Source organism: Ruegeria sp. BHSB196 (genome assembly GCF_059613135.1).
Genome location: NZ_JBXWRY010000035.1, coordinates 1 through 25,957, shown reverse-complemented (window position 1 = coordinate 25,957; position 25,957 = coordinate 1). Strand labels below are relative to the sequence as shown.

Annotated in this window: 28 protein-coding genes, 1 tRNA gene and 1 pseudogene; 8 read left to right on the top strand and 22 right to left on the bottom strand. The window is 62.8% G+C overall.

Annotated features, from left to right (window positions below):
- Positions 1–56: 56 nt before the first annotated feature.
- Together aroQ and AC2FNJ_RS15635 are read left to right on the top strand one after the other, a co-directional pair.
- Complete coding sequence (gene aroQ, locus AC2FNJ_RS15640; RefSeq protein ID WP_496765544.1) at positions 57–506, top strand: type II 3-dehydroquinate dehydratase; 450 nt, start codon at positions 57–59, stop codon at positions 504–506.
- Positions 503–1,258, top strand: a complete 756-nt coding sequence (locus AC2FNJ_RS15635) for an autoinducer binding domain-containing protein (protein ID WP_496765543.1) — start codon at positions 503–505, stop codon at positions 1,256–1,258. The genes aroQ and AC2FNJ_RS15635 overlap by 4 nt, the downstream gene beginning before the upstream one ends.
- A 377-nt stretch (positions 1,259–1,635) precedes the next feature.
- Here the strand turns inward: AC2FNJ_RS15635 and tsf are convergent, their stop codons facing one another.
- From tsf to AC2FNJ_RS15610, 5 genes are all read right to left on the bottom strand, one after another.
- Positions 1,636–2,511 carry a translation elongation factor Ts gene (gene tsf / locus AC2FNJ_RS15630; RefSeq protein WP_496765542.1) on the bottom strand — a complete coding sequence of 292 codons (876 nt, stop codon included), beginning with the start codon at positions 2,509–2,511 and terminating at the stop codon, positions 1,636–1,638.
- Between the two features lie 76 nt (positions 2,512–2,587).
- The gene (rpsB, locus tag AC2FNJ_RS15625; RefSeq protein WP_496765541.1) at positions 2,588–3,367 is read right to left on the bottom strand and encodes a 30S ribosomal protein S2; all 780 of its coding nucleotides are present in this window, start codon (positions 3,365–3,367) and stop codon (positions 2,588–2,590) included.
- Between the two features lie 156 nt (positions 3,368–3,523).
- A complete protein-coding gene (gene olsA / locus AC2FNJ_RS15620; RefSeq protein WP_496765565.1) occupies positions 3,524–4,366 on the bottom strand; it encodes a lyso-ornithine lipid O-acyltransferase in 843 nt (280 codons plus the stop codon).
- Positions 4,366–5,130 carry an L-ornithine N(alpha)-acyltransferase gene (gene olsB, locus AC2FNJ_RS15615; protein WP_496765539.1) on the bottom strand — a complete coding sequence of 255 codons (765 nt, stop codon included), beginning with the start codon at positions 5,128–5,130 and terminating at the stop codon, positions 4,366–4,368. Before olsB ends, olsA begins: the two co-directional genes overlap by 1 nt.
- A 115-nt stretch (positions 5,131–5,245) precedes the next feature.
- On the bottom strand, positions 5,246–5,428 hold the full coding sequence (locus AC2FNJ_RS15610; protein ID WP_496765538.1) for a DUF3553 domain-containing protein: 183 nt from the start codon (positions 5,426–5,428) through the stop codon (positions 5,246–5,248).
- A gap of 46 nt (positions 5,429–5,474) precedes the next feature.
- Here AC2FNJ_RS15610 and AC2FNJ_RS15605 point away from each other — a divergent pair, with 46 nt between their 5' ends.
- A complete protein-coding gene (locus AC2FNJ_RS15605; RefSeq protein WP_496765536.1) occupies positions 5,475–6,071 on the top strand; it encodes a histidine phosphotransferase family protein in 597 nt (198 codons plus the stop codon).
- Between the two features lie 20 nt (positions 6,072–6,091).
- Here AC2FNJ_RS15605 and AC2FNJ_RS15600 read toward each other — a convergent pair whose 3' ends face one another.
- The 8 genes from AC2FNJ_RS15600 to AC2FNJ_RS15565 all read right to left on the bottom strand — a co-directional run bounded on the left by AC2FNJ_RS15600 (position 6,092) and on the right by AC2FNJ_RS15565 (position 13,179).
- Positions 6,092–7,354: a glutamate-5-semialdehyde dehydrogenase gene (locus tag AC2FNJ_RS15600; protein WP_496765534.1), complete on the bottom strand. Its 1,263-nt coding sequence runs from the start codon at positions 7,352–7,354 to the stop codon at positions 6,092–6,094.
- 53 nt (positions 7,355–7,407) lie between these two features.
- On the bottom strand, positions 7,408–8,514 hold the full coding sequence (proB, locus tag AC2FNJ_RS15595) for a glutamate 5-kinase (RefSeq protein ID WP_496765533.1): 1,107 nt from the start codon (positions 8,512–8,514) through the stop codon (positions 7,408–7,410).
- Positions 8,502–9,536 (bottom strand): GTPase ObgE, encoded by a 1,035-nt coding sequence (gene obgE, locus AC2FNJ_RS15590; RefSeq protein WP_496765532.1) that lies wholly within the window; start codon positions 9,534–9,536, stop codon positions 8,502–8,504. Before obgE ends, proB begins: the two co-directional genes overlap by 13 nt.
- A 37-nt stretch (positions 9,537–9,573) precedes the next feature.
- The gene (locus AC2FNJ_RS15585) at positions 9,574–10,110 is read right to left on the bottom strand and encodes a GNAT family N-acetyltransferase (protein WP_496765531.1); all 537 of its coding nucleotides are present in this window, start codon (positions 10,108–10,110) and stop codon (positions 9,574–9,576) included.
- A gap of 310 nt (positions 10,111–10,420) precedes the next feature.
- Positions 10,421–10,690 (bottom strand): 50S ribosomal protein L27, encoded by a 270-nt coding sequence (gene rpmA, locus AC2FNJ_RS15580; RefSeq protein WP_496765530.1) that lies wholly within the window; start codon positions 10,688–10,690, stop codon positions 10,421–10,423.
- 11 nt (positions 10,691–10,701) lie between these two features.
- A complete protein-coding gene (locus AC2FNJ_RS15575; RefSeq protein WP_496765529.1) occupies positions 10,702–11,316 on the bottom strand; it encodes a 50S ribosomal protein L21 in 615 nt (204 codons plus the stop codon).
- 211 nt (positions 11,317–11,527) lie between these two features.
- Complete coding sequence (locus tag AC2FNJ_RS15570) at positions 11,528–12,337, bottom strand: DUF2059 domain-containing protein (protein WP_496765528.1); 810 nt, start codon at positions 12,335–12,337, stop codon at positions 11,528–11,530.
- Positions 12,337–13,179, bottom strand: coding sequence for a DUF2059 domain-containing protein (locus tag AC2FNJ_RS15565; RefSeq protein WP_496765527.1), 843 nt, complete (start codon positions 13,177–13,179; stop codon positions 12,337–12,339). The genes AC2FNJ_RS15570 and AC2FNJ_RS15565 overlap by 1 nt, the downstream gene beginning before the upstream one ends.
- Positions 13,180–13,301: 122 nt before the next feature.
- Between AC2FNJ_RS15565 and AC2FNJ_RS15560 the strand changes: the two genes are divergently transcribed.
- From AC2FNJ_RS15560 to argE, 3 genes are all read left to right on the top strand, one after another.
- Positions 13,302–13,391 (top strand) — tRNA-Ser (locus AC2FNJ_RS15560).
- Between the two features lie 193 nt (positions 13,392–13,584).
- Positions 13,585–14,769, top strand: a complete 1,185-nt coding sequence (locus AC2FNJ_RS15555; protein ID WP_496765526.1) for a M24 family metallopeptidase — start codon at positions 13,585–13,587, stop codon at positions 14,767–14,769.
- Between the two features lie 3 nt (positions 14,770–14,772).
- Positions 14,773–15,930 carry an acetylornithine deacetylase gene (argE, locus tag AC2FNJ_RS15550; protein ID WP_496765525.1) on the top strand — a complete coding sequence of 386 codons (1,158 nt, stop codon included), beginning with the start codon at positions 14,773–14,775 and terminating at the stop codon, positions 15,928–15,930.
- Between the two features lie 29 nt (positions 15,931–15,959).
- On the opposite strand, the gene AC2FNJ_RS15545 is transcribed toward argE, so the two are convergent.
- The 7 genes from AC2FNJ_RS15545 to AC2FNJ_RS15515 form a co-directional block, all read right to left on the bottom strand.
- Positions 15,960–16,430, bottom strand: a complete 471-nt coding sequence (locus AC2FNJ_RS15545; RefSeq protein ID WP_496765524.1) for a DUF411 domain-containing protein — start codon at positions 16,428–16,430, stop codon at positions 15,960–15,962.
- An 89-nt stretch (positions 16,431–16,519) separates the two neighbouring features.
- Complete coding sequence (gene cueR, locus AC2FNJ_RS15540; protein ID WP_496765523.1) at positions 16,520–16,924, bottom strand: Cu(I)-responsive transcriptional regulator; 405 nt, start codon at positions 16,922–16,924, stop codon at positions 16,520–16,522.
- Positions 16,925–16,939: 15 nt separating this feature from the next.
- Positions 16,940–19,444: a heavy metal translocating P-type ATPase gene (locus tag AC2FNJ_RS15535; RefSeq protein WP_496765522.1), complete on the bottom strand. Its 2,505-nt coding sequence runs from the start codon at positions 19,442–19,444 to the stop codon at positions 16,940–16,942.
- A gap of 117 nt (positions 19,445–19,561) precedes the next feature.
- A complete protein-coding gene (locus AC2FNJ_RS15530; protein ID WP_496765520.1) occupies positions 19,562–20,389 on the bottom strand; it encodes a polyphosphate kinase 2 family protein in 828 nt (275 codons plus the stop codon).
- A 140-nt stretch (positions 20,390–20,529) separates the two neighbouring features.
- Positions 20,530–21,591, bottom strand: coding sequence for a dihydropteroate synthase (locus AC2FNJ_RS15525; RefSeq protein WP_496765518.1), 1,062 nt, complete (start codon positions 21,589–21,591; stop codon positions 20,530–20,532).
- 9 nt (positions 21,592–21,600) lie between these two features.
- Entirely contained in the window at positions 21,601–22,527 is a 927-nt protein-coding gene (locus AC2FNJ_RS15520) for a methylenetetrahydrofolate reductase (RefSeq protein WP_496765516.1), read from the bottom strand.
- Between the two features lie 27 nt (positions 22,528–22,554).
- Positions 22,555–22,851, bottom strand: a complete 297-nt coding sequence (locus tag AC2FNJ_RS15515) for a virulence factor (RefSeq protein ID WP_496765514.1) — start codon at positions 22,849–22,851, stop codon at positions 22,555–22,557.
- Positions 22,852–23,093: 242 nt separating this feature from the next.
- Between AC2FNJ_RS15515 and AC2FNJ_RS15510 the strand changes: the two genes are divergently transcribed.
- Both AC2FNJ_RS15510 and AC2FNJ_RS15505 read left to right on the top strand, forming a co-directional pair.
- Positions 23,094–24,206 (top strand): Ppx/GppA phosphatase family protein, encoded by a 1,113-nt coding sequence (locus tag AC2FNJ_RS15510; RefSeq protein ID WP_496765512.1) that lies wholly within the window; start codon positions 23,094–23,096, stop codon positions 24,204–24,206.
- Positions 24,206–24,922: an RlmE family RNA methyltransferase gene (locus tag AC2FNJ_RS15505; RefSeq protein ID WP_496765510.1), complete on the top strand. Its 717-nt coding sequence runs from the start codon at positions 24,206–24,208 to the stop codon at positions 24,920–24,922. The genes AC2FNJ_RS15510 and AC2FNJ_RS15505 overlap by 1 nt, the downstream gene beginning before the upstream one ends.
- 3 nt (positions 24,923–24,925) lie before the next feature.
- Here AC2FNJ_RS15505 and AC2FNJ_RS15500 read toward each other — a convergent pair whose 3' ends face one another.
- Positions 24,926–25,120, bottom strand: coding sequence for a hypothetical protein (locus tag AC2FNJ_RS15500; RefSeq protein WP_496765509.1), 195 nt, complete (start codon positions 25,118–25,120; stop codon positions 24,926–24,928).
- Between the two features lie 92 nt (positions 25,121–25,212).
- Positions 25,213–25,957, bottom strand: a pseudogene (locus AC2FNJ_RS15495) (hypothetical protein); the annotation flags it as partial.

The window sequence follows — 25,957 nt, the reverse complement described above, 5'->3', positions numbered from 1 at the left end:
CGGTGGACAGTGATACGGGGACTCCTGTATGAGGATGCCTATGGGGATTTGCATGCATGAATAAAGTTCTGGTCCTGAATGGTCCAAACCTGAATCTGTTGGGCACGAGACAGCCCGAGATATACGGGCACACAACCTTGAAGATGATCGAAGACGCGTGCATCGCGCACGGCGCGTCCTGCGGTCTGGACGTGTCTTGCGTTCAGTCCAACCACGAAGGGGCGCTTGTCGATGCCATTCATGCGGCGCGGGGCGATTATCACGGTTTGGTTGTGAACGCGGGCGCGTATACGCACTCGTCCCTGGTGCTGATGGACGCGATATCTGCCGTCAACCTGCCGGTGGTCGAGGTTCATCTGACGAATATTCACGCGCGCGAATCCTACAGGCGCAAATCCTTCATTGCCCCCGTGGCGATCGGTCAAATCTGCGGGTTCGGTGCACAGGGCTACCTGTTTGCCCTGGATGCGCTGGCCGCCCATCTGCAGGAGAAGACGGACGGATGAGGCTGAGCGAGTATCTCCATTTTCTGAGCTATACCAAGACCCTGGAAGAGCTTTGGGATGCCCATTGCCGGCAAATGGCTGGATACGGTTTCGAGCGGCTGCTCTACGGCTATACCCAATACCGCACCGCTACGTCGCTGGGCGACCCCGAGGATTTCGTCATCCTCACCAATCATTGCGCGGACTATATCGACGGTTTCCTGCATTCGGGGCTCTACTTCCACGCGCCGATGCTGAAATGGGCGCTCGAACATGAAGGCGCCGCCAGCTGGAAGATGATCAACGACATGCTGGACCAGGGCGTCATGACCCCGCAGGAGCGCCGCGTCTACGAATTCAACCATTCCATGGGCGTGACGGCCGGCTACACCGTCAGCTTCAACTCGGTGTCGATGCGCTCCAAGGGCGCGATCTCGCTCTGCTTCAAGAAGGGGTGCGACCAGGAAGAGGTCGATGCCGTCTGGGCCGAGCACGGCGAGGACATCCTGTTGATGAACAACGTCGCCCATCTCAAGATCCTGACCTTGCCCTACAATGCGCCCAATCGAGCCCTGACGAAGCGGCAGCGCGAGGCGCTGCAATGGGTCGGTGATGGGAAGACAGTTCAGGACATCGCCTTGTTGATGGGGCTCACTTCGGCCACGGTCGAAAAGCACCTTCGATTGGCACGCGAAGCCCTGGCCGTGGAAACCACGGCGCAAGCCGTACTCAAGGCCGCCCTTCACAACCAGATGTTCGTCATGGAAGCCTGAATTCGGGCGACCATGACGGCGTGGGTTGCCGCATTACCTTAGGTAAGGAAATCATGACTACCAAATTCATGCTCTGCGGGGCATTCTTTTCACGTTCCGTGAGTGGTGGCTTTGGCCAGGGAACATGTGGGGCGGATCTTCGCAATACCGTGGCTCTCCGTCCGGTCCGGCAACGGGCGCCTATTTTTCGGCGTGTCTGAGTTGGAATTTTGAGGGGCCCTTCCATCCCCATCGTGCAGGGCCCCTCATCCATTTCCGAGACTTTGAATAGAGCGGCGGTACAGCCCGTCGCGCTGCGCGACAAAAAAACCGGCCGCAAGTCGGCGGCCGGTCGTGAAGTCTGGATTGTGCGGCCGAACCGGCTGCAATGCCCCGGGTCAGCCCTGAGCGGCCTTGGCAACCTCGGCCGCGAAGTCTTCCTTTTCGACGACGATGCCTTCGCCGACTTCCAGGCGCACGAAACCGGTAATGGTTGCGCCGGCCTCCTTGGCCGCGGCTTCAACCGTCAGGTCCGGGTTCACAACGAATTGCTGGTTCAGCAGGGTCGACTCGGCCACGAATTTCTTCATCCGGCCCTCGATCATCTTTTCGATCACCTGTTCCGGCTTGCCCGATTCCCGCGCAATGTCCATCTGAACCTGCTTTTCCTTCTCGACCACGGCCGGGTCGAGATCGGCTTCGGACAGGGCGGCGGGGTTCACTGCGGCGATATGCATGGCAACCTGCTTGCCGATGGTTTCGTCGCCACCCGAGAACGCGACCAAGACGCCGATCTTGCCCATGCCGGCCCCGGCCGCGTTGTGGACATAGGACACAACCTTGTCGCCTTCGATCTTGGACATGCGGCGCAGGGTCATGTTTTCGCCGATGGTCGCGATCTTGTCGGTGATGGTGTCGGCAACCGACTTGCCACCCAGATCCGCAGCGTTCAGGGCGTCAATGTCGCCCACGTTCAAGGCAGCCGCAGCGATGCCCGAGACCATCTCCTGGAACTCGGCATTCTTCGCGACGAAATCGGTCTCGGCGTTGACTTCGACAGCCACGCCCTTGCCACCGTCAACCACCACGGCAACCAGACCTTCGGCCGCGGTACGGCCAGATTTCTTCGCGGCCTTCGCCAGACCCTTGGTGCGCAGCCAGTCCACCGCGGCCTCCATGTCGCCGCCGGTTTCGGTCAGGGCTTTCTTGGCATCCATCATGCCGGCGCCGGTCGCGTCGCGCAGTTCTTTTACCAGTGCTGCTGTAATTGCCATCTCTGGGCTCTCCTCAATTCAAACGGATTGGGGCAGGTCATACCCTGCCCCGCATGACATTTCGGTGACGGGCCGATCAGGCTTCTGCCGGGGCTTCCGACTCTTCGGTCACGGCTTCTTCCGCCGGGGCTTCTTCCAACTCGCCCAGGTCGACGCCTGCCGCGCCCAGTTGCGCCGACATGCCGTCCAGCGCCGCGCGCGCCGCCAGATCGCAATAGAGGGCGATCGCTCGGGCCGCGTCGTCGTTGCCGGGGATGATGTAGTCCACGCCATCGGGCGAGCAGTTGGTGTCGACAACGGCGACCACCGGAATGCCCAGCTTGTTGGCCTCGGCGATGGCCAGGGCCTCTTTCTTGACGTCGATGACGAACAGCAGGTCGGGAACGCCGCCCATTTCGCGGATGCCGCCCAGCGACGCCTGCAGCTTCTGCTGATCGCGCTCCATGCCCAGACGCTCTTTCTTGGTCAGGCCCTCGGCGCCGGCTTCCATGGTTTCGTCGATCTGCTTCAGGCGCTGGATCGACTGCGACACGGTTTTCCAGTTGGTCAGGGTGCCGCCCAGCCAGCGGTGGTTCATGTAGTACTGGGCCGACTTTTCGGCGGCCTCGGCGATCGGGGTCGATGCCTGCCGCTTGGTGCCGACGAACAGGATGCGGCCGCCTTTTGCAACGGTGTCGCGGATCGCCTGCAGCGCCTGATCCAGCATCGGGACGGTCTGTGTCAGGTCCATGATGTGGATGCCGTTGCGCGCGCCGTAGATGTAGGGCGCCATGCGCGGGTTCCAGCGCTGGGTCTGGTGGCCGAAATGCACGCCAGCTTCCAATAGCTGACGCATGGTGAACTCGGGAAGAGCCATGGTTGTTTTCCTTTCCGGTTTCTTCCTCGGCGGGGGTTTCAGAGCGGATGCTCCAACCGGCGGTCCGAACGGGGATGTCTCCCCCGAACGGGCCAAACCCCGCCTGCGGGTTTGAATGGCGCGCGTATACGGCAGGTTGGCCTGACGCGCAAGAGGCTAAACGCCCTTGTTTTGCGGACGCGCCAGCGCATGGGCATGGCGCACGGCGGCCTCGCAATGCGCCGCCAGCGCCTTTCGGTCGGCAAAGTCGCTGACCTTGGCCGGGGCGTGATAGATCAGTTCCACCCACCCTTGGCGCCGCGCCGCCAGGGTCTTCAAGAGATGTGGCCCAAAGTCCATGTCGCCCCACCAGCCATAGAACCGTTCGGGCTGACCGTCGGGCGCGTGAAAGATGACCGACACGGGTTGGACATGCATGATGTCCCGCAGGTGATCGGTGAAGAACGCGGCAAAGAGGGTCGTCTTGAACGGCAGAACCCTCAACCCGTCCGTCGAGGTGCCTTCGGGAAAGAACAGCAACTTGTGCCCGGCCTTCAGGCGTTCCTCGAAGATGCGCGTCTGTTCGCGGGCCTTGCGGCGGTCGCGTTCGATGAACACGGTTCCGGTGGAGCGGGCCAGCCAGCCGATGACCGGCCATTCGGCGACTTCGGCCTTGGATACGAAATAGACCCGCTTGCGCGCATTGAGTGCGAAAATATCCAGCCAGGATGAGTGGTTGGCGACGATTGCGCCACGTTCGGTCATCAATTCGCCGGATGTGCAAAGCCGGATGCCCAGGATACGGAACGCGTTTCGGGACACGAACTGTACGATGTAAGGCGTGAAGGGCCGCCGGATCCCGTAGATCGGCCGTTCGATCAGCCGAACCGCAAGCAGAACCAGAAGGCCGCCCAAAACCAGGGCCGCCAGCGGCAGACCCCGCGCCAGGACCAGCAGCCAACCGACGCGATCGATTTCGATGGGATCGGGATCGTCGTCGCTGGTCCAGGCCGGGTTCATCATCGCTGTTGCTCTCCACCATAGATCCGCCGCTGGCGGGCGTTCATGCGGGCCGTGTCCAGAACAAGGCAGACATCCGTGGTGTTGAACGCGCGGTCGATATAGGCGCCATCCCCCACGAAGCCGCCCAAACGCAGATAGGCCTTGATCAGGGCCGGAACTTCGAGCATCGCCCGGCGGCGGTCCAGCGCCTGCTTGGGCATCAGGTTCATGTTCACATAGTGATGTGGAAGCGCCCGAACCCGCAGCTCGGGCGGTGCCAGGTGATTGTGGTGCAACATCGACAGCGGCTGCGCCAGCGCGGCAACGTCCGTTCCGTGAAAGCTGGCGACGCCGAACATGATCTCGATCTCACGCTCGGCCACATAGGCCGCAAGCCCGTTCCATAGATGGTACATGGCTGTGCCGCCGCGATAGTCGGGATGCACGCAGGACCGCCCGAGCTCCAGCAGCTTTCGCCCGCTCTGCTTGAGAACACTCAAATCGTATTCATCTTCGGAATAGAACTGTCCCAGCGCCTCGGCCCGGTCGGACGGCAACAGGCGGTAGACGCCGACGACGGCGCCGGTGGCATCGTCGGTGGCCAGCATGTGGTCGAAATACGGATCAAAGCGGTCGCGTTCCAACCCGGCCTCGTGATCCACCATGGCCCCGCCGCCACCCAGTTCGCGCACGAAGACATGATACCGCAACCGCTGGGCCGCGCGCCGCTCGGCTTCGGTCTCGGCGAGCTTGACGGTAAATGACGTTCCGCGGTCCGGCATGTCCGCTCCCGTGTTCAGGCAAGTGTTGCACCGCAGCGCTGATACAGCACTCCTTCACGAAATGACAACACATCCGGCCGCACAGGAAGCGACGTTAACCAATCGTAAATCTGTTTTACGGATCAAAGACCGGCATCAGCGCAATGCGTGTGCCGTCGATCACCACTTTCCCATGATCGCGAAAGTTGACAGTGATCTTGCCGCCGATATTGGACTGTACCTGTCCAACGCCCCAATCGGGGAAATCGGGGTGGCGGACATACATGCCCGGTGCAAGAAAGGCATTGTGGTCTGTCATGTCCGGCTCACGAACTGGCGGTTGACGGATGCAACAGGAGGTATGCATGGGTGAAAGCAACGTCAACCTGGCCGCTCTGATCGGGTCGAGGATCTGTCATGACCTGATCAGCCCGATCGGCGCCATCACCAACGGGCTGGAATTGTTGGACATGTCCGGCGCCGTGCGCGGCCCCGAGATGGAGCTGATCGCCGGCAGCGTGGACAATGCCGGTGCGCGCATCCGTTTTTTTCGCATCGCGTTCGGCGCCTCGGACGATCAGACGCTCGGACGGACAGAAATTACCGGGTTGTTGTCCGACCTGACCCGGACCGGGCGTCTGAGGATTCATTGGGGGCCGGCCGACGCCAAGCCGCGCGGCCAAGTCAAACTCGCCTTTCTCGCCATATTGTGCTGCGAGGCGGCAATGCCCTTCGGAGGCTCGGTCGAAGTCGAATGCGATGCGGACACCTGGCGCGTCACCGGAACCTCAGACAAGTTGAACATAGACACAGAACTTTGGCAGGGTCTCAACGGCAGGCCCTTTCGGACCCGCATCACGCCTGCCTTGGTGCAATTCGCGCTGCTGCCGCCAACCGCAGCGGATCAGGCACGGCGCGTGCAGGCCGAAACCACCGCGACTCGTGTCGTTCTCCGTTTCTGAACGAAGTTGCTGACCGCCGGTCAGACCCGGGTGGTCCCGTTTCCACGCACGAGATACTTGAAACTGGTCAGCTGCGCTGCACCCACCGGGCCGCGCGCATGCATCTTGCCGGTTGCGATTCCGATCTCGGCCCCCATGCCGAATTCGCCGCCATCCGCGAATTGGGTCGAGGCGTTGTGCATCAGGATCGCGCTATCGAGCCGTTCAAAGAAACGCGCCGCGGCGGCCGCATCCTCGGTCATGAGGCAATCCGTGTGATTGGAGCCGTATTTGCGGATATGCGCGATCGCGGCGTCGATATCGGCCACAGGGCGCGCCGCGATAATGCTGTCCAGAAACTCCTTGCCCCAGTCGGCTTCGGTGGCCGGAACCGTGCCTTCGATGGCCAGGGCGCCTTCGGCGTGAACCTCGACGCCCGCCGCAAGCAAAGCGGCCACAACCTCGCGACCGATCGTCGATGCAACATCCCGGTGCACCAGCAGGCATTCGGCCGCCCCGCAGATTCCGGTGCGGCGGGTCTTGGCGTTGAGCACGACCTGAACCGTCTTCTCCAGATCCGCGGCCTTGTCGACATAGATGTGCACGATCCCTTCGAGATGAGCGAATACGGGCACCCGCGCCTCGCGCTGAACAAGCCCGACCAGGCCCTTTCCGCCGCGCGGTACGATCACGTCCACGAATTCGGTCATTGTCAGCAACTCCTGCACCGCCGCGCGGTCTCGCGTCGGAACCAGTTGGATCGCGTCCTCGGGCAGGTTCGCGGCCCTGAGGCCGTCGACCAAGCAGGCATGGATCGCGCCGGAGGAATGAAAGCTTTCCGAGCCGCCGCGCAGGATCACCGCATTGCCGGATTTCAGGCACAAGGCACCCGCGTCTGCCGTCACGTTCGGCCGGCTTTCGTAGATCACCCCGATCACGCCGAGCGGCGTGCGTACGCGCTGAATATGCAGCCCCGTGGGCATGTCCCATTCCGCCAGGACTTCACCCACCGGATCAGGTTGATCGGCCACGATACGCAGGCCATCCACCATGCCGCGAATGCGCGACTCGTCCAGCATAAGCCGATCCATCATGGCCGGGCTGAGACCTTTTTGGCGGCCATAGTCCAGGTCTTTGGCATTGGCGGCGATGATCCTGTCCCGATTGGTCCAGACCGACTCTGCCGCGGCGATCAGCGCCGCGTGTTTGCGTTCGGCAGACGCAAACGCCAGATCCCTGGACGCTTCCTTGGCACGTTCCCCCAGGTCGGCCATCACTGCCGGGATGTTGTCGAGGTCTTTCATGGCGCATGCCTTTCGGGTCAAGTCGGTGTGCGTCCTTTTAGCAGGAACAGACGTCAGAGCGCCATATCGTCGCGATGAATGAGCGCGGCGCGGCCCGGATAGCCCAGGATGCCTTCGATTTCCGACGATTTGCGTCCCTTGATCGCGTCCGCTTCCCGTGCGGTGTAGCGGCTCAAGCCCTGCCCCAGACGACGCGCCGCACGATCAAGGATCGCCACCGGATCGCCACGGCCGAAATCGCCGGTGACGCCCGTGATCCCGGCGGGCAGCAGGCTTTTGCCATTGGCCAGGGCCGCCGCCGCGCCGTCATCCACGACGATCTCGCCGCGCGGCTTCATCGCCGCGATCCAGCGTTTGCGCGCCGCCTGTGGATCCAGGGCCGCCGTGAACCAGGTACAGTTGGCTCCGTTTGCAAGGGATTTCAGCGGGTTGAGCGGCGATCCTTCGGTAATCGCCATCTCGCAGCCCCCGGCAGTCGCCATCTTGGCGGCCATCAGCTTGGTCCGCATCCCGCCTTTCGAAAGGCCCGAACCCGCATCCCCGGCCATCGCTTCGATTTGCGGCGTGATCCGCTCGATCACGTCGAAGCGGCGGGCAGAGGGGTCTTCGATGGGATTGGCGGTATAGAACCCGTCCACATCCGAGAGCAGGATCAACTGGTCGGCTCCGACCGTCACCGCTATCTGGGCCGCCAGTCGATCGTTGTCGCCATAGCGGATTTCGTCGGTCGCCACGGTGTCGTTTTCGTTGACGATGGGAACGACTCCCATACTCAGAAGTGTTTCCAGTGTCGCGCGGGAATTCAGGTACCTGCGGCGGTCCTCGCTGTCCTCCAGCGTCACCAGAACCTGGGCAGTCGTGATGCCGTGCGGCGCAAGGGCTTCTTCATAGGCGCGCGCCAATCGGATCTGGCCGACCGCCGCGGCGGCCTGCGACTTTTCCAGCGGCAGGGCCGAGACCGGCAGCTTCAACACACCGCGTCCAAGCGCGATGGACCCCGACGACACGAGAATGACATCGGTCCCGCGCCCCTTCAGGCCAGCCACGTCCTGCGCAAGCGATTGCAGCCATTCCTGGCGCAATTGGCCCGATTGCCGATCCACCAGCAACGCCGATCCGATCTTGACCACCAGCCGTCGGGCCGCCGTCAGGGATGCCACGTTTCGGTCTCCTCGACGGGTTTGTGGCGCAGACGGTCCTGATCGATGCGTTGCCGCAGCGCCCGCAACACCTCGGTTACGCCTTGGCCCGAAACACCGGACATGGTCATGACCGGGCCCTGAACCACACGCTCCAGTTCGGCGCGGGCATGGTCCAGTTCGTCCGCATCCAGCGCGTCGATCTTGTTCAGCACCGTTACGCGCGGTTTTTCGGCCAGGTGCCCGCCATAGGCTTCGAGTTCGTGAATGATGGTGCGGTAATCTTCGGCCACCGTCGCAGATGTGCCATCGACCAGGTGCAACAGCACCGAACACCGCTCCACATGGCCAAGAAACCGGTCGCCGATTCCGCGCCCCTCATGCGCGCCTTCGATCAGACCGGGAATGTCGGCCACGACGAACTCCACCCCGTCCACGCCGACGACCCCCAGATTGGGATGCAGCGTCGTGAAGGGATAGTCCGCGATCTTGGGGCGCGCATTCGATGTGGCGGCCAGAAAGGTGGACTTGCCCGCATTGGGCATGCCCAAGAGCCCCACGTCGGCAATCAGCTTGAGCCGCAGCCAGATCGTGCGTTCCACACCGGCCTGACCGGGATTGGCGCGGCGCGGGGCCTGGTTGGTCGAGGATTTGAAGTGCAGATTGCCGAACCCGCCATTGCCGCCGCGTGCCAGCAGGACGCGCTGGCCGATTTCGGTCAGGTCGGCCAGAACCGTTTCTTCGTCTTCATCGAGGATTTCCGTTCCTACCGGCACTCGCAAGACGATGTCGTCGCCGTCCTTGCCCGTGCGCTGTTGCCCGCGGCCCGGTTGACCGTTCTTGGCAAAGAAGTGCTGCTGATAGCGGAAGTCGATCAGGGTGTTCAATCCCTCGACCGCTTCGGCCCAGACCGAGCCGCCCTTGCCGCCGTCGCCGCCGTCAGGGCCACCGAATTCGATGAATTTTTCGCGGCGGAAGCTGACGCAGCCGCTGCCGCCGGCCCCGGACCGGATATAGACCTTTGCAAGATCGAGAAATTTCATGTCTGCTCCCTACTGCAAAGGCCGTGTCGGCCACAAGTCAGAGTTTTCGGCTATAGGTCCAGGTCGGCACAGTCGCGTTGCGTGCCACCGAAAAGGTCTCGGCGTCACCCAGATACTGAAACCCGCAATGAGTCAGGACACGCGCCGAGGCGGGATTGTCCTGAAAGACGCTGGCGAACATGGTGCTGTTGCCCAGCGGGTTCTCGCGAACAAGCGCCTCGACCGCCATCGAGGCGATGCCCGAATTCCAATAGACCGGCGCGACCCAATATCCGACTTCGGATTGGTTGCGGTCCATCCGTTCCAGCGAGATCAGGCCGATCAGTTCCGGGCCGTCGTCCCGGGTTGCATCCATTGCCCAGACATCTTCAGTCCGGTCTTCGGACATGGCCCGCCCCACGAAAGCCTCAACCGAACCGGGCGGCAGAGGATGTGGGATCGAAGTGGTCATCCGCGCCACGCGCGCATCGCTGGTGTAATGCTCGATCAGGCCCATGTCGGACCGGCGCAAGGGGCGCAGGTCGAACCGCTCGGTTTCGATGACCGGCTGATTGATTATTGTTTCCAACTTCATTTGCGTGTTCCTCCTCCGAACACCACGAAACTCACGTTCGCCGCAGCTTTCATCCGACTGGCAACCGTGACGTATTCACCCTTGCGACCCAGTTCAACCGCAGCGAAAGTGGCGATCCTCATCAAGCGCCAGGTTTCGTCGGGCCTGACACGGAGCATGACACCGAAGATTGTCCTTTTGCGGCGATACCGGTTGCGAAAAAGTTCAAAGCAGACATTCGAACGCCCATTCAAACTTCGGTGAAACGAGAAAGGGGACCGGCATCCTCTGCCGGTCCCCCTGAATTCTGATAGCCTTCCCGGGTCTCGGCTTACTCTGCGGCCTCCGCCACTGGCAGGACCGATACGAAGGTGCGGTTCTTGAGGCCCTTGTGGAACTTCACGGCGCCATCGATGGTTGCAAAGATGGTGTGATCCTTGCCCATGCCCACGCCCTGGCCCGGCCAGAACTTGGTGCCGCGCTGACGCACGATGATGTTGCCTGCAACGGCCGCCTGGCCGCCATACAGTTTCACGCCAAGGCGACGACCCGCGGAATCGCGGCCGTTTCGGGAGGAACCGCCAGCTTTTTTATGTGCCATTCTCTCTCTCCTTAGCCTTTGGCCAGCTCTTTGGCCTGCTCAACCCATTCGGGTTTCACTTTGATCGTTTCGATAGCAGCAATCTGCTCATCCGACAAGGCGGCCAGAGCGGCAAAGCTCTCGATACCGGCCTCGGCCAGCTTCTTGGCTGCGGCAGGGCCGACACCGGTGATCTTGGTCAGATCGTCGTCGGCGGCGGCGGCGGCCGGAGCCTCGACCTTGGTCGCGGCCTTCTTGGCGGGTTTGTCGGCCTTGACGGCTTCGCCTGCCGGAGCCAAGCCGGTTGCAGCCTTGACGCCCGACTTGTCCGCGCCCGAAGTCAGAATGTCGGTGATCTTGACCAGCGTCAGCTTCTGGCGGTGACCGACGGTGCGCTTCGAGCTGTGCTTGCGACGGCGCTTGACGAATTTGATGACCTTCTGGCCCTTGATCTGTTCCAGCACCTCGGCCTGAACGGCCGCGCCCTTGACAAACGGGGAACCGACGACCGGCGCATCACCGCCCAGCATCAGAACGTCGTTGAATTGAACTTTTTCACCTGCATCGGCAGCCAGTTTTTCAACGCGGACCAAGTCGCCCGCCTGAACCTTGTACTGCTTGCCGCCAGTCTTGAGGACCGCAAACATGCGTCTTTCCTTTTTTCTGTCGCGTTCTGTGGCCCCCGCGGGCGCGGGTGTTTCCGGTCTCGGACCGCCTCGAACAGCGCGCCCTTGCCTGGGCGAATGAAGTCCCGATCACGTTGACCGAGTCGAACAATAACGGAACCCGGCGCGGAGAGCCCGGCCGGGATGCGCGCTTATCCGTGCATTTCGGACGAATGTCAACCGGATTCGGACACTACAGATCCGTCGCGGTCAACGCGGCGGCCACCGCCAATCCGAGATCATATGAGATCCGGCCGTACATGCTTTCAAACCCTTCAAAAAGCGCCGTGTTCAAAGCCCGGCCAGCCCCGGTGCGCGAAAAGGCGATGTTCTCGCGCAGTTCGGCCTCGCTGAGCGGCTGATAGGCCATCAAGAGAAAGCCGAACAGCCAGGCGGTGGTTTCCGCGATCGTCGCGTCCTGCTGATCCAGAAGCTCCGACAGGATCGCGTCATCGTCGACAGGTCCGCCCTGCCCTGCGGCAAAGCCCCGGAAAAAGTTCAGATCGGCGCTGAAAGCCCCTTGCACGTTCTGCACCACCAGATCGTTGACGGTGATGTATTCCTCGACCAGCCGATACCGTGGATCGGTGCCGTCCATTTCTTCATACCGAAGCCGGGCAAGCTCCTCGACGGCGGGATCGGCAAAAGCCCGGCGGGCCGAGTTTTCAAGGCTGACGATGCGCTGCCCCAACGCGCTGCCAAAGAACACCGCGGCCTGCGCCAACTGTTCGCCGGTCATGTTTTGCTCCAGCGAGTGGCGCAGGGTTTCCGCCATCCGGGCCGGCGCGTAGATATCGCTTACCTGTTTCTGGAACTGCTGGCCCCCCTCTCCGCCCAGCATCTCGCGGTTCAGGTCGCGGCCATAGCTCAATCCCTCTTCGCGCAGGATTTCAACGACTTCGTCAAGCCGCATCGCTTGAGCCAGCTGATCCAGCGCCTCTTCGGCCGCAGCGCCGCCAGGCAGCACGAACATTATCAAAAGAAAGGTCTTGAGGAACCGCATCAGATGTCCTGGGCCGGATGCAGCTCGGCCATTCTCGCCGCCAGAACCTCGAACCGCTGCGCCATGATCTCGTACTGCACCGCGTTCAGCAGCTCATAGACTTCCTGCATCAGGGGGTGTTCCAGGGCCTCCACATAGGCATTCACATCCGCGTCCGAAAAATCCTTGTAGGTATAAGCCGCTCCGGCCAGCGCCGAGAGTTGCAGCGCACTGCGCAAGGCCATTTCGTTTCGGCCGAGCAAGGCCCGCAACTCGTCGGCATCGAATTTCAGATCGATGACCCCTGCCGCGCTGGCCGCCATCATGAACCGGAACTGGATCTCCTGCAGGGCCCGCAACGCCGTTCCGCTCGAATCGATGGCCCGGTTCATCCGTTTCAGGCTTTCAACACGCGGAGACCCCGCCTTGACCAACTCAGAAACGATGGCCTGGCCTTCCTGTTGCTTGCTCTCGTCATCCTCGATCATGTGCGAGGCGTTTTCGGCCTCCACCAGCCGTTGTCCCAGGTCCGAGGCGTAGAACTCCACCGCATGATCCAGCGCCTCGTCCCGCAGGGTCTGTTCCAGGATCGCGATCGCCGTTTCGCGCATCTGAGCGGTGTCAAAGACCTCATCGGTCAGCCGCTCCCACTGTGAGCCGAACGTGCCGGCATCGATCCCGAGCATCTCGGGCGCCGAGGCCGAATTCAGGGCGATGCTGTCCAGCGCCACGTCGAATCCGGTGGTGGTCAGAAACGCCTCGATCCGGTCGCGTTCGGCGGCCCCGATCGGAGCAGCGAACAGAACCAGAGAGGCAACGGCCAGCGCGAGCGGCGCGACAATCAGACGAAGTTGGTGTTTCATGGTTCATAGCCTAGGAGATTTCGCACCGCGGGCAATGGAAAATCCATCGCGTGGGCAATTCGGAAAAATATGCTTGCACCCCCCGGCGTTCCTCACTAAATCCCCCCCTCACAGACCCCCGCGGAGAGGTGCCGGAGTGGTCGAACGGGGCGGTCTCGAAAACCGTTGTGGGTGCAAGCCCACCCAGGGTTCGAATCCCTGTCTCTCCGCCACAAGCTCCTGGCTGCACCGGGTGTCACCGTTTCGAACCGTCTGAGGTTTGCCCGTCCCAAGCAAAAATCGATGGCGTGAGCGACATTCGCGTGTCGCTGAATCCCATGCTTTGCCGCGCAAGCCCCGGTTATCTATCGTGACATGGCCTTGCGGGCTTTCGCCCGTCACGCCAACAATTGCAGCGAGGTGCGAATGCCGATCGAACATGCTCCCTTCAGTCAGGCCGAATATGATCGGCGTCTGGCCAAGACCCGGCAGGCCATGTCAGATGCTGGGATCGACGTGTTGTTCGTGACCGATCCGTCCAACCAAGCCTGGCTGACCGGCTATGACGGGTGGTCGTTCTACGTGCATCAGGGCGTCATCCTCGGCCTCGAGGGCGCGCCGTTCTGGTGGGGCCGCATGCAGGACGCCAATGGCGCGCGGCGAACCGTGTGGATGTCGGACGACCGGGTGTTGGCCTATGCCGATCACTACGTTCAGTCCACCGAACGCCACCCGATGGAGGATCTGGCGCAGCACCTTCGCGCGCTGGGACATGAACGCGCACGGATCGGCGTTGAGTTGGAGAATTACTACTATTCCGCCAAGGCCCATGCCGTACTTTCGGCAAAGATGCCAAAGGCCGCGTTGATCGATGCGACCGCTCTGGTGAACTGGCAGCGGGGCGTGAAGTCCGAGGAGGAACTGGGCTTTATTCGCAAGGCGGCCCGGATCTCGGAAAAGATCGTGCGCCTGGCGCTGGACAGGGCCGAGCCCGGGCTGCGCAAGAACGAGTTGGTGGCCGACATCGTCCGGGCCGGGATCGTCGGCGTCGGCGAAATCTGGGGCGATTACCCGGCTATCGTGCCGCTGACGCCTTCGGGGCGCGATGCGTCGGCGCCACACTTGACCTGGAACGGGAACGCGATGAAGGCGGGCGAAATCACTTTCTTCGAACTTTCCGGCTGTTACCGCCGCTATCACGCGCCGCTTTGCAGGTCGGTGTTTCTGGGCAAGCCGCCGCAACGCATGATCGATGCATCCCAGGCTTTGAATGCCGGTTTGGAGGCGGGCCTGGATGCTGCGCGCGCCGGCAATCGCGCCTGCGACATCGCAAACGCGCTGGGTGCGGAACTGGCCAAGGTCGGTATCGAACGCGGCGCGCGCTGCGGCTATCCGGTGGGCCTGAGTTATCCGCCGGACTGGGGGGAGCGCACGATCTCGCTGCGGCCCACGGATGATACCGTGCTGGAGCCGGGCATGACCTTTCATTTCATGCCGGGGCTGTGGCTGGATGATTGGGGTCTGGAAACCACCGAAACCATCGTGATCCAGGGCACCGGCCCGGCCGAAGCGTTGTGCAATGTCGAACGCAAGCTTTTCGTGAAGGACTGATCGATGCACCGGCTGGATGAGACGCGGCGGATCCTGGAAAGCCTGATCGGGTTTCCCACGGTTTCGTCGGACAGCAACATCGACATGATCCTATATCTTGCGCAACGGCTCACGGATGCGGGGGCGGATGTCGAAATCTGGCAGGACGACACCGGCGCCAAGGCCAATCTGTTTGCCACCTTCGGACCTCAGCGCGATGGCGGTCTGGTCCTGTCGGGACATTCCGACGTTGTGCCCGTGGCCGACCAGAACTGGTCCACGGACCCGTTCGCGCTGGTCGAACGCGACGGCAAGTGGTTCGGGCGCGGCACCTGCGACATGAAAGGGTTCATCGCAGCCGCCATCGCCATGGCACCGGAACTCGCCGCCGCCAAGCTGCGCCGCCCGGTGCATTTCGCCATCACCTATGATGAGGAAATCGGCTGTTTCGGGGCCCGCGCGCTGGCCGAAACCCTCCGCGCCCGCCAGATGCGCCCCGCCCTGGCGATTATCGGGGAACCCACGGGGATGCGCGTGATCGACGGGCACAAGGGCTGCTGCGAATACACGACACGTTTCACCGGTCTGGAAGGCCATGGCTCTGCTCCGGATCGCGGGGTGAATGCCACGGAATACGCAGTGCGCTACGTGGCCCGGCTGCTTCAGCTGAGCGCCGAGCTGCGCGCTCGCGCCCCGGCGGACAGCCGGTTCGATCCGCCCTGGACCACCCTCAACACCGGGGCTCTCGTCGGCGGAACGGCGCATAACGTCATCCCCGGCGCGGCCCGTGTCGATTGGGAAATGCGCCCGGTTCAACCTGCCGACATGCATTTCGTCAAGGAGGCGCTGGAGCGTTATTGCGCGCAGGAGCTGCTGCCCGAAATGCGCGCCGTACACCCCGGCGCGGCCATCGAAACCGAGGTCATCGGGGAAGTGGGGGGACTGGAGCCGATGCCCGACAACCCGGTGCGAGACCTGTTGATGGACCTGACCGGCGCAAACTCGGCAGACGTGGTGTCGTTCGGCACCGAAGCGGGAATATTCCAGGGTCTGGGCATGAGCGTCGCGGTCTGCGGTCCCGGTTTCATCGAACAGGCGCACAAGCCCGATGAATTCGTGGCAATCGAGCAGGTTGCCAGGTGTCTGAACATGCTTGAACGGCTTGTCGCGCGGCTGGTGTGATCGACCGCCGCAGGGTTGCCGCTTGCATGTCAGGCCGCGGGATAATGTGCAAAGACTTCGGCGGTACCGTCCTTGCGGATCAAGAACACGTCATAGGCCTCCCGTTCGCTTTCCGGTCCCATGCCCGGCGAACCGATGGGCATGCCCGGCACCGCAAGTCCCAGCGCGTCGGGGCGTTCCTCGATCACTCGACGAATGTCCGCCGCGGGAACATGCCCCTCCACGATATAGCCGGCGATTGCGCCGGTGTGGCAGGACATCATGTCTTCGGGAATGCCTGACGCGATCTTGTGGCTGACCAGATCCTCCCAGCTCACGTTCCGGACGTCGATTTCGAACCCGTCGCCTCGCAGGATGTCGATCCAGGCGCCGCAGCAGCCGCAGCCGGGATCTTTCAGAACCTCCATCGCAAGCTGTCCCGATGCCGAAGCCGGAAACGCGCCCATGGCGAAGGAAGCCGGGATGCCGGCCAGTACCGCGCGTCGGGTCAAGTTCAACATGAAATGCGTCCTTTCTCTTTGTGGCCGAGGCCGGGAATCCCATACGACTGCTGCCTAGTCGGGCATGTGGCCTTGTGCCATGACATAACTCAAGTCCGCCGCGTTGCCGGAGCGCGCCCCAGATCTTCCAGGATCGGGCAATCCGGACGGTCGTCGCCGGCACAGCGTTCGACCAGGTGGGCCAGCGTGGCCCGCATCGCCCTCAGACCGTCGATTTTTTCGTCGATCTGACGCAGGTTTTGTTCCGCAATCCGCTTCACATCCGCACTGGCCCGATCCTGATCTTCGTAGAGCGCAAGCAGACTGCGGCAGTCCTCGATGGTGAAACCCAGAGAGCGCGCCCTGCCGATGAAGGCCAGCTTGTGCAGATCCCTGTCATCGAAATGGCGATAGCCGTTGGCGCCGCGTCTTGGTTTGATGAACCCGATATCCTCATAGTAGCGGATCGTTTTTGCCGGAAGGCCCGACCGTTCGGCAACGTCACCGATATTCATCTGTTCCTCCATCCCCTAGCCGACCGGCGCGGTTTTCAGGTGGCCCGGTCTCATCCCCGCAGTCTCGGCGCCCGAATGCTGTGCCGGCGCGACCCATTTCAGGCGCAGCGCGTTGAACAGGACGAAGACGCTCGACATCGCCATTGCGCCGGCCGCCAGAACCGGCGACAGCAGCGGCCCGCCGAACGGATACAGGAGACCGGCCGCCACCGGGATCAGCAACGTGTTGTAGCCGAAGGCCCAGAACAGGTTCTGCCGTATGTTCCGCATGGTCCTGCGGCTCAGATCCAGCGCGTTGACCACCCCGTTCAGATCGCCCGAGATCAGGACGACATCCGCCGCCTCGATCGCAACATCCGTGCCGGTGCCGATCGCAATGCCGACATCGGCCGCCGCCAGGGCGGGCGCGTCGTTGATTCCGTCCCCCACAAAGGCCAGTTTGGCACCTCCCCGCCGCAGCCCGTCAAGCGCCGCCACCTTTCCATCGGGCAGCACTTCGGCCACCACGTGGTCGATCCCGAGATCGGCGGCAATCGCGCGGGCGGTCGCGGCATTGTCGCCTGTCACCATGGCGACCTGCAGCCCGAGATCATGCAGCGCCGCGATTGCGCCGGGCGTCGTGGGTTTGGTCGGGTCGGCCACTGCGACAATCGCAGCGATGCGTCCGTCGACAGCGGCAAACAAAGGCGTCCGCCCCTTTTCTGCCAGCGTGCGTCCATGGCGTTGGAAGTCACCCAGTTCGATCCCCTCCTGCGCCATGAACCGGTCGGCACCGATCAGGATCCCGCGCCCTTCCACCTTACCGCGCACACCGAACCCGGTGTCCGATCCGAAGTCTTCGACCGGCGGCAATGACAGCCCGCGGACCTCCGACGCACGGACGATCGCCGCCGCTATTGGATGCTCGGACTTGGCCTCGACCGCGGCGATCAACCGGATCACTTCGGTTTCCCCGAAACCTTCGGCCGGGATCACATCCGTCAATTCCGGCTGTCCGGCCGTCAGCGTGCCGGTCTTGTCGAACGCGACGACGCCTGTTTCCTGCATCCGCTGCAGCGCGTCGCCTCGGCGGAACAAGACCCCAAGCTCGGCCGCCCGCCCGGTGCCGACCATGATCGAGGTCGGTATGGCAAGCCCCATGGCACAGGGACAGGCGATGATCAGCACGGCAACTCCGGCGACCAGAGCGTGACTCAGCGCCGGCGCGGGGCCGAAAAGCAGCCAGACCGCGATGGTCAGCCCGGCCACAGCCATGACGGCCGGCACGAACCAGGCCGTGATCCGATCCACCACGCCCTGGATGGGCAGCTTGGTGGCCTGCGCCTGTTCGACCATGCGGATGATCTGGGCCAGCATCGTGTCCGAGCCGACCTTTTCCGCGCGAAATGTGAGCGTGCCGGTGCCGTTGACGGTCCCGCCCACCACCATTGTGCCCGCGGCCTTTTCGACCGGCACGGGCTCTCCGCTGATCATGCTTTCATCGACATAGGACGTTCCGGAAAGAACCTCGCCATCGACCGCGATCTTTTCTCCGGGGCGGACGTGCACAATGTCACCCACTACGATTTCTTCGATTGGGCGCTCGCGGACCTCTCCATCACGTTCGACGCGCGCCGACCTGGCTTGAAGACCCATCAGGTTCCGGATCGCCGCGCCGGCGCGACCCTTGGCCCGGGCTTCCATCCAACGGCCCAGCAAGATCAGCACGACGATGACCGCCGCCGCCTCGAAATAGACATGCGCGGTGCCAGGGGGGAGAACGCCGGGGGCGAATGTCGAGACCAGCGAAAACCCATAGGCCGCCGTCGTTCCGAGCGCGACCAATGAGTTCATGTCGGGCGCACCTCGAAACAGCGCCGGAAAACCCTTGGAGTAGAACTGCAGTCCCGGACCGAACAGAACCACCGTGGTCAGAACGAATTGCAGATAATGGCTGTTCTGGAGCCCGATCGACTGCGCCACGACATGGTGTAGGCCGGGAATGAGGTGCCCGCCCATCTCGATCACGAAGACGGGCAGCGCAAACAATGCCGCCAGCAGGGTGCGGCGCGCAAGCATGCGTATTTCGTCGGTCTTGTGTCCGTCGTCGCGTTTGGAGCCGGTGCGCTCCACGGTCGCAGGGTAGCCGACCGCCGCGGCCAACTGTGCAACCGCCTCTGGCGTCGTGAGTCCGGTCAGATAGCGAATGGTCGCGGTTTCGGTCGCGAGGTTCACCGTGGCGTGCACCACACCGTCGCCTGCCGAAAGGGCGCGTTCCACCCGATTGACGCAAGAGGCGCAGGTCATGCCCCCGACCTTGAGCAGAACGTCCTCGGTCAAGGCGGGGTATCCGGTTTCGTCCAGAGCCTTGGCCAAACCCGCTTCCGTCGCCGGCGGCGCGAACTCAACCTGTGCGGTTTCGCTGGCCAGGTTGACCGAAGCGGAGAGGACACCCGGCATACCGGCAAGCGCCCTTTCGACGCGCCCGACGCAGGAGGCGCATTTCATGCCTTCGATCTTCAACCGCACGTGCCGGGACATCGCAACTATCCGTCCATATTGCTTCGATGGAACAGATAAGGGTTCCAGCAACTGGAAGGTCAAGGCCTGGGCAGCGTTTCCGTGAGGCCGCGGAATAAGAACCTGGCGGGCTATTCCCTATTCCGTGCGGGCGCGCAGGCTGTCGATCAATTCCTGGTCCACGTCCAGCTGCTTGTCGGCCTCATCCAACGTGCGCCGGTCAAGGTGCTGCGGGTGAAGGTCGAGATCCTTGGAGAATGCTTTAACAATGACCTTCATCGCCTTGATACGCGCATATTTTTTGTTGTTGGATGGAATGACGTGCCATGGCGCGAGTTCGGTTGAAGTCATGGCGAGCATTTCGTCCACGGCCACGGCGGCGTCCGCCCATTTTCCGCGGTTTCTGAAATCCTCATAGGTCAGCTTCCAGCGTTTCATCGGATTGCGCAGCCGCGCCTCGAACCGGCGCATTTGCTCTTCCGGAGAGATGTGGAAGAAGAACTTGACGATGCGTGTGCCGTCATCGACCAGCATCCGTTCGAAGTCGTTGATTTCGCGGTATGCCGCGCGCCAGCGCGACTCGGGCGTAAGCTGTTCGACCCGCTCGACCAGCACACGGCCGTACCAGCTGCGGTCAAAAACGGAAATGGCGCCTTCGGGCGGCAGTCTTTCCCAGAACCGCAACAAGTAGTGGCGGTTGAGATAGTAATTGCGCGGCGCGCCGATCGGCCAGACCTTGAAGCTGCGGGGATCGAACGCCTGGCTGATGCGCCGGATCGTGCCGCCTTTGCCGGCGGCATCCCAGCCTTCGAACACGATCACGCCCTTGGCGCCGTGATACAGAAAGGCTTGTTGGATGATTGCCAATTGCGCCTGAAGATTCACCAATTGATCGAGATATTTTCGACCGTTCAGTTGCTTGCTCAGGTCGGCGTCCGCCAGTCTGGGCGGGCGTTTCTTGGTCATGGAACCTCCGAATCTCGGGCGTCAAAAGCGGCCGGGTGTCCACGCCTAGCCGATCCCGGTGCGAGATTCCTTGAGGTAAATCAACGCGAAAAAAAAGACCGGGCACAAGGCCCGGCCTCTTCTGACACGCTGAAACTCTGTCAGGCGCGGCGACGGCGCGCGCCGCCACGGCGGCCGCGGGCCTCACCTTCGGCCCCGTCCGCCGACGGCGCCTTGTTGAATTTGATCCATTCGCCACCATGGGCGTCGTTGTTCATCAGCAGGTTGGCGGCGCGGATCGCCTCCATCTCCTTGCCTGCGCGCGGTTTGGTCGAGCCCATGCCGAACATCTGCACGAAGGTCTCGTCTTCCATGCCGTCAGGCAGGACGATCCCGGCGGCGGCCACTTCGGCTTTCTTCTCTTCGATCTTCTTCTTGGTCACCGGCAAGGCCACCGGGTTCATGATCGCCGAGGTCATGCCCGCCGCAATCGCCATCGGCAGGAAGGCGTTGTTGATTCCGTGGCGGTTCGGCAGGCCGAACGAGATATTGGAGGCGCCGCAGGTTGTATTCACGCCCAGCTCTTCACGCAGACGCCGCACCAGTGCAAAAACCTGCTGACCGGCAGTCGCCATGGCCCCGATCGGCATCACCAGCGGATCCACCACGATGTCATGGGCCGGGATGCCGTGATCGGCGGCGCGCTGCACGATTTTCTTGGCGACCTCGAAGCGAACGTCGGGGTCTTCCGAAATCCCGGTGTCGTCGTTCGAGATCGCGACAACCGGCACGTTGTACTTCTTGACCAGCGGCAGCACCAGATCCAGCCGCTCTTCCTCGCCCGTGACCGAGTTCAGAAGCGGACGACCCTCGGCTGCGGCCAGGCCGGCCTCCAAAGCGCCCGGAACCGACGAGTCGATGCACAGCGGCACATCCACCAGCCCCTGTACCAGTTCGACCATCTTGGTCATCAACGGAGGTTCGGTTTCGTTGGGGTTGGGGTTCGAATTGTAGACCACGCCCGCATTGATATCGAGGACGGTTGCCCCGGCAGCGACCTGCGCCAGCGCGTCCTTCTCGACGGTCGAGAAATCGCCCGCCTCCAGTTCGGCCGCGAGTTTCTTGCGACCGGTCGGATTGATCCGTTCGCCGATCACGCAGAACGGCTCGTCAAAGCCCAGGACGGCGGTTTTTGTTTTTGATTCTACGACTGTACGGGTCATGTCCGTTCCTTAAGCGTTTGCTGGCTTTGCCGAGGCGCCGCCATTTTCGATGGCCCAGTTGGCATTGGTCTTGATGCCGCCAAGCGGGAAGAAGTGCACGTTGGTGATGTTGAAATCGGGGTTGGCCGCCTTGTGTTCGGCCAGTTCGGCGATCACGTCGGTCGGCTCGTAGGGCAGCAGCAGCTTCGACACGTCCATGGCGCGCTTCTGAAGCACCTTCAGCGACGGGCCGACGCCGCAGGCGATGGCGAACTTGATCAGTGTCTGCAGCTTGGCCGGGCCGGCTATGCCGATATGGATCGGCAGGTCGATGCCGGCCGCTTTCAGGCCATCGGCCCAGGAGATGATCGGCTTGGCGTCAAAGGCGAACTGGGTGGCGAGCGCCATCTCGGCATCGGTGCGCGCGCTGAATTCCTGTTTCCAACGCAGCGCCGCATCCACGTTCCTGCGCGAGCCGTCGGGGTCGATGTCTTTGTTGCCCTCGGGGTGGCCGGCCACATGCAGACGCTTGAACCCGGCCTTGTCGAACAGGCCGGTCTCCATCAGCTGCATCGAGCTGTCGAATTCGCCATGCGGTTTCTCGACGCCGCCGGCCAGCAGCAACGCCTGATCGACGCCCGCTTCGCCCTGGTACATGGCGATCCAGTTTTCCAGCGTGGCCGCGTCCTTGATGATCCGCGCCGGGAAATGCGGCATCACGGGGTATCCCTCGGCCGCGATCCGCTTGGCGGTCTTGACCATGTCCTCGATCGGGGTGCCCTCGATATGGGCGATGTAGACGCGCGTGCCTGCGGGCAGCAGGTCGCGGAAATCCTCGACCTTTTCGGCGGTGCGCGGCATCACCTCGATCGAATAGCCCTGCAAGAAGGCTTCGACGGTCGGGTTCACCGGGGCCTTTTCGGCCACATCACGTTTCTTGAAGTTCAGCAGAGCCATTGCGGCCTCCCAAAAAAGATTGCGGGCCTATGCCCAACCGTCATTCGCGATCAGCGCCTTGATCCGGTCCTGATCGTATTCCGCCTCCAGACGCCGGGCCTGGGTTTCGGCGATTTCGGACGGATCGCCTTCGACCTCGAACGGGGCCGCCTTGCGCCACTCCGCCAGATAGGCATCCGTTTCCGCCGCTCCCACCTTCATCGCCGCGCGGTCGATGGCCTGTTCGAAACGCTCGGGCAACTGCTTCTTGGCCCCGCGCCGGCCTTTTCCGACGATGACCTGGGCGGGTATGTCGCGCCAGTAGACGATGGTGACTTCGGGCATACCGGTTGATTCCTCCTGACCTGGTGACGCGGTTCTAAACTTCAATCTGCGACCGGGTCGGTCGGATTTCGACACCTGCCGCATTCGCAGCGACCTTTTCGCTTGCCTCAGGATACGGCAGGTCCGTTTCGGATATCCACCGGGCCTGCCGCTCAAAATTTTCATGACCATCATGAGCCGCTTGCGCGACGCAAAGGTGCATCCTATGGTCAAGGTAACTCGAAATCGGAGGGCGTGTAGTCATGGCGCCCAAGCGTCCCAAAGGTGCGGGCGCGTTCCCGAGGGCGGTCGAAAGCCCCGCGCCAAGCAGGCCCGATCCGGATGCGCTTTATGCCGCGCTGGATTTGGGTACGAACAGCTGCCGCATGCTGATTGCCCAACCCAAGGGCAGCGGGTTTCATGTGGTGGACAGTTTCTCCAAGTCCGTGCAGCTTGGCGCCGGACTGGAAAGGACCGGACGTCTGTCGCGGTCGTCGATGTCGCGCACGGTGCAGGCGCTGCGGATCTGTCAGCAGAAACTTAAGCGCAACAAGGTGACGCGCATGCGTCTGGTGGCGACCGAAGCGTGCCGCCGGGCCAAGAATTCGCGCGACTTCATCCGGCAGGTGAAGCGCGAAACCGGCCTTACGCTTGAGATCATCGAACCCGAGGAAGAGGCGCGCCTGGCGGTGATCTCCTGCGCGCCGCTGGTCAGCACCAAGACCGAGCAATTGCTGGTGGTCGATATCGGCGGCGGTTCGACCGAACTGGTCTGGATCGATTTGTCTTCCGTGCCCCGCCGCGACCGGCCGTCCGCGATCATGCGGTTGCACAACGGGTTTCACGCAGTTGACAGCCCCTTTCCCGCCGCCAAGGTTGTGGACTGGATCAGTGTCCCCCTCGGCGTGGCCACGCTGCGCGACCAATTCCACGATGTCGAAAACGACGCCGCCCGCTTTGCCCTGATGAGCTGGTTCTTCGAGGAGAACCTGGCCGATTTCGCCCCGTACAAGGACGAACAGGCCCGCGAAGGGTTCCAGATCGTCGGCACCAGCGGCACGGTCACGACCGTTGCCGCCTCGCATCTGGGCCTGAAGAGGTATGACCGCACGAAGGTGGACGGGCTGCGCATGACCAGCGATCAGATTGACAAGGTGATACGCGGCTATCTAGAACTCGGCCCTCAGGGCCGCCGCCGCGATCCGCGCATCGGCGAAGACCGGCAGGCCCTGATCATGTCCGGCTCGGCGATCCTGCAGGCGCTCTTGCGGCTTTGGCCCACCGACCGCCTTTCGGTGGCGGATCGGGGACTGCGCGAGGGGCTGCTCTACGCCCAGATGAGCGCGGACGGCGTGTTGGAGGACGGACCGTTCTGATGGCGAAGACACCGACGGGCAAGAACACCTCGGGTCGCGGGCAGCGCGACCTGAAGGTCAAGGTCAGAACCGCGCGGGGGCGCAAGCTCAGTTCGACGCGGTGGTTGCAGCGCCAACTGAACGACCCCTACGTCAAACGTGCGAGGGCCGAAGGCTATCGGGGGCGCGCCGCGTTCAAGATCATGGAACTGGATGACAAGTACCGCTTTCTCGTTCCCGGTGCTCGGGTGGTCGATCTGGGCTGTGCGCCCGGCGGCTGGTGCCAGGTTGCCGTCAAGCGGGTGAACGCACTGGGTGAAAAGCCGGGCAAGAAGGTCGGCACGGTCCTTGGTGTCGATCTGCAGGAGGTCGAGCCCATTGCAGGAGCCGAGATCCATCAGCTGGATTTCATGGCTGACGATGCCGATGAGCAGGTCAAGCAATGTTTGGGCGGCAAGGCTGACGTGGTGATGTCCGACATGGCCGCGGCGTCCTCCGGTCACAAGCAGACCGATCACCTGCGCATCATCGCCTTGTGCGAGGCTGCAGCCTATTTCGCATTCGATGTTCTGGAACAGGGCGGAACCTTCGTCGCCAAGGTTCTGGCGGGCGGCGCCGAGGGTGATCTTCAGAAACTGCTCAAGCAGAAGTTCGAGAAGGTGGCGAATGTGAAACCCGCCGCCTCCCGGTCGGACAGTTCGGAAAAATTCGTGGTCGCGACTGGATTTCGCGGCTGAGGCTCAGGCCGTGCGCAACGAATCCTGCTCTTTCCCGAAGGACGCGATCGCCGATTTCTGCAAGCGGAGAATGCGCTCGTCCTCGATTTTCGGCAACGTGGCCTCCGTCAGCGGCATGTCGGGCTTTGCCGACAAATCATTGTAGCGGAGGAGGGAGAAGAGTTGGGCATGACGCCCCAACGACGTTTTTTCGAACATGGCACACCTATTAAAACGACTGGGCGCAGAACCGCCCTGCGTTTACCCGTAGCGAACCAAATCGGCATTTTTGGGTCGGAATTGTGGCGGGATTATGGCGCGCCCAGTCGCAACTCTTGGGCCAGGCTCAACACTGCGGGGTCGTCTGGAATGAAGCCGATGGCCTCGCGGAAGACCTTGCGCGCTTCGCCGGGACCGCCGCGAATATGCGCCAGTTGAATGAGTATCGGCCAGGCCTCGGCGCGTTGCGGATCCATGGTCACGACCTCGCGGAAGGCGCTTTCCGCCGCCCGCGCGTCCCGAAGGGTCAGCGCCATTCCCCCAAGCACCAGATGGGTTTCGGGAAAGTCGAGCCTGCTTGACAGGGATCGCTGCCAGTCGGCCATCCCCTCTTGCACCAATACGCCTTGGCTGGGGGTCAGGGCCTCCGGCGGCACGGTCAGAAACTCCTTGGCCGCAGAGATTCGCACGGCTCGCGCCGGGTCTTGCAGCAAGGGTAGCAGCCGGGCGATCCGATCTTCTGCGGGTGCCGCGCGCTGCAACGCCGCCGCGCTGGACCGAACCAGGGGATCGGCGTCGGACAGAAGTGGCGCGGTCTGCACAGCCGCATCGGTATCGGCCACCGGCTGCATCAAGTAAAGCGCCGTGGCGCGCACGATTCCGGCCTGCGCGGGATCGAGCGCCAGGGCGAGCAGGTCCGGCCCGGCGGCCTCCGGCGCTTGGATGGCTTGGGCAAAACTGTCGCCGTAGTGCGGCCCGCGGCGCAGAGAGTCGGGGAACCATTCCGCGATACGGTCCGCGGCCCATTGCTGGCCTTCGTCCGCGTGGCAGTCGGTA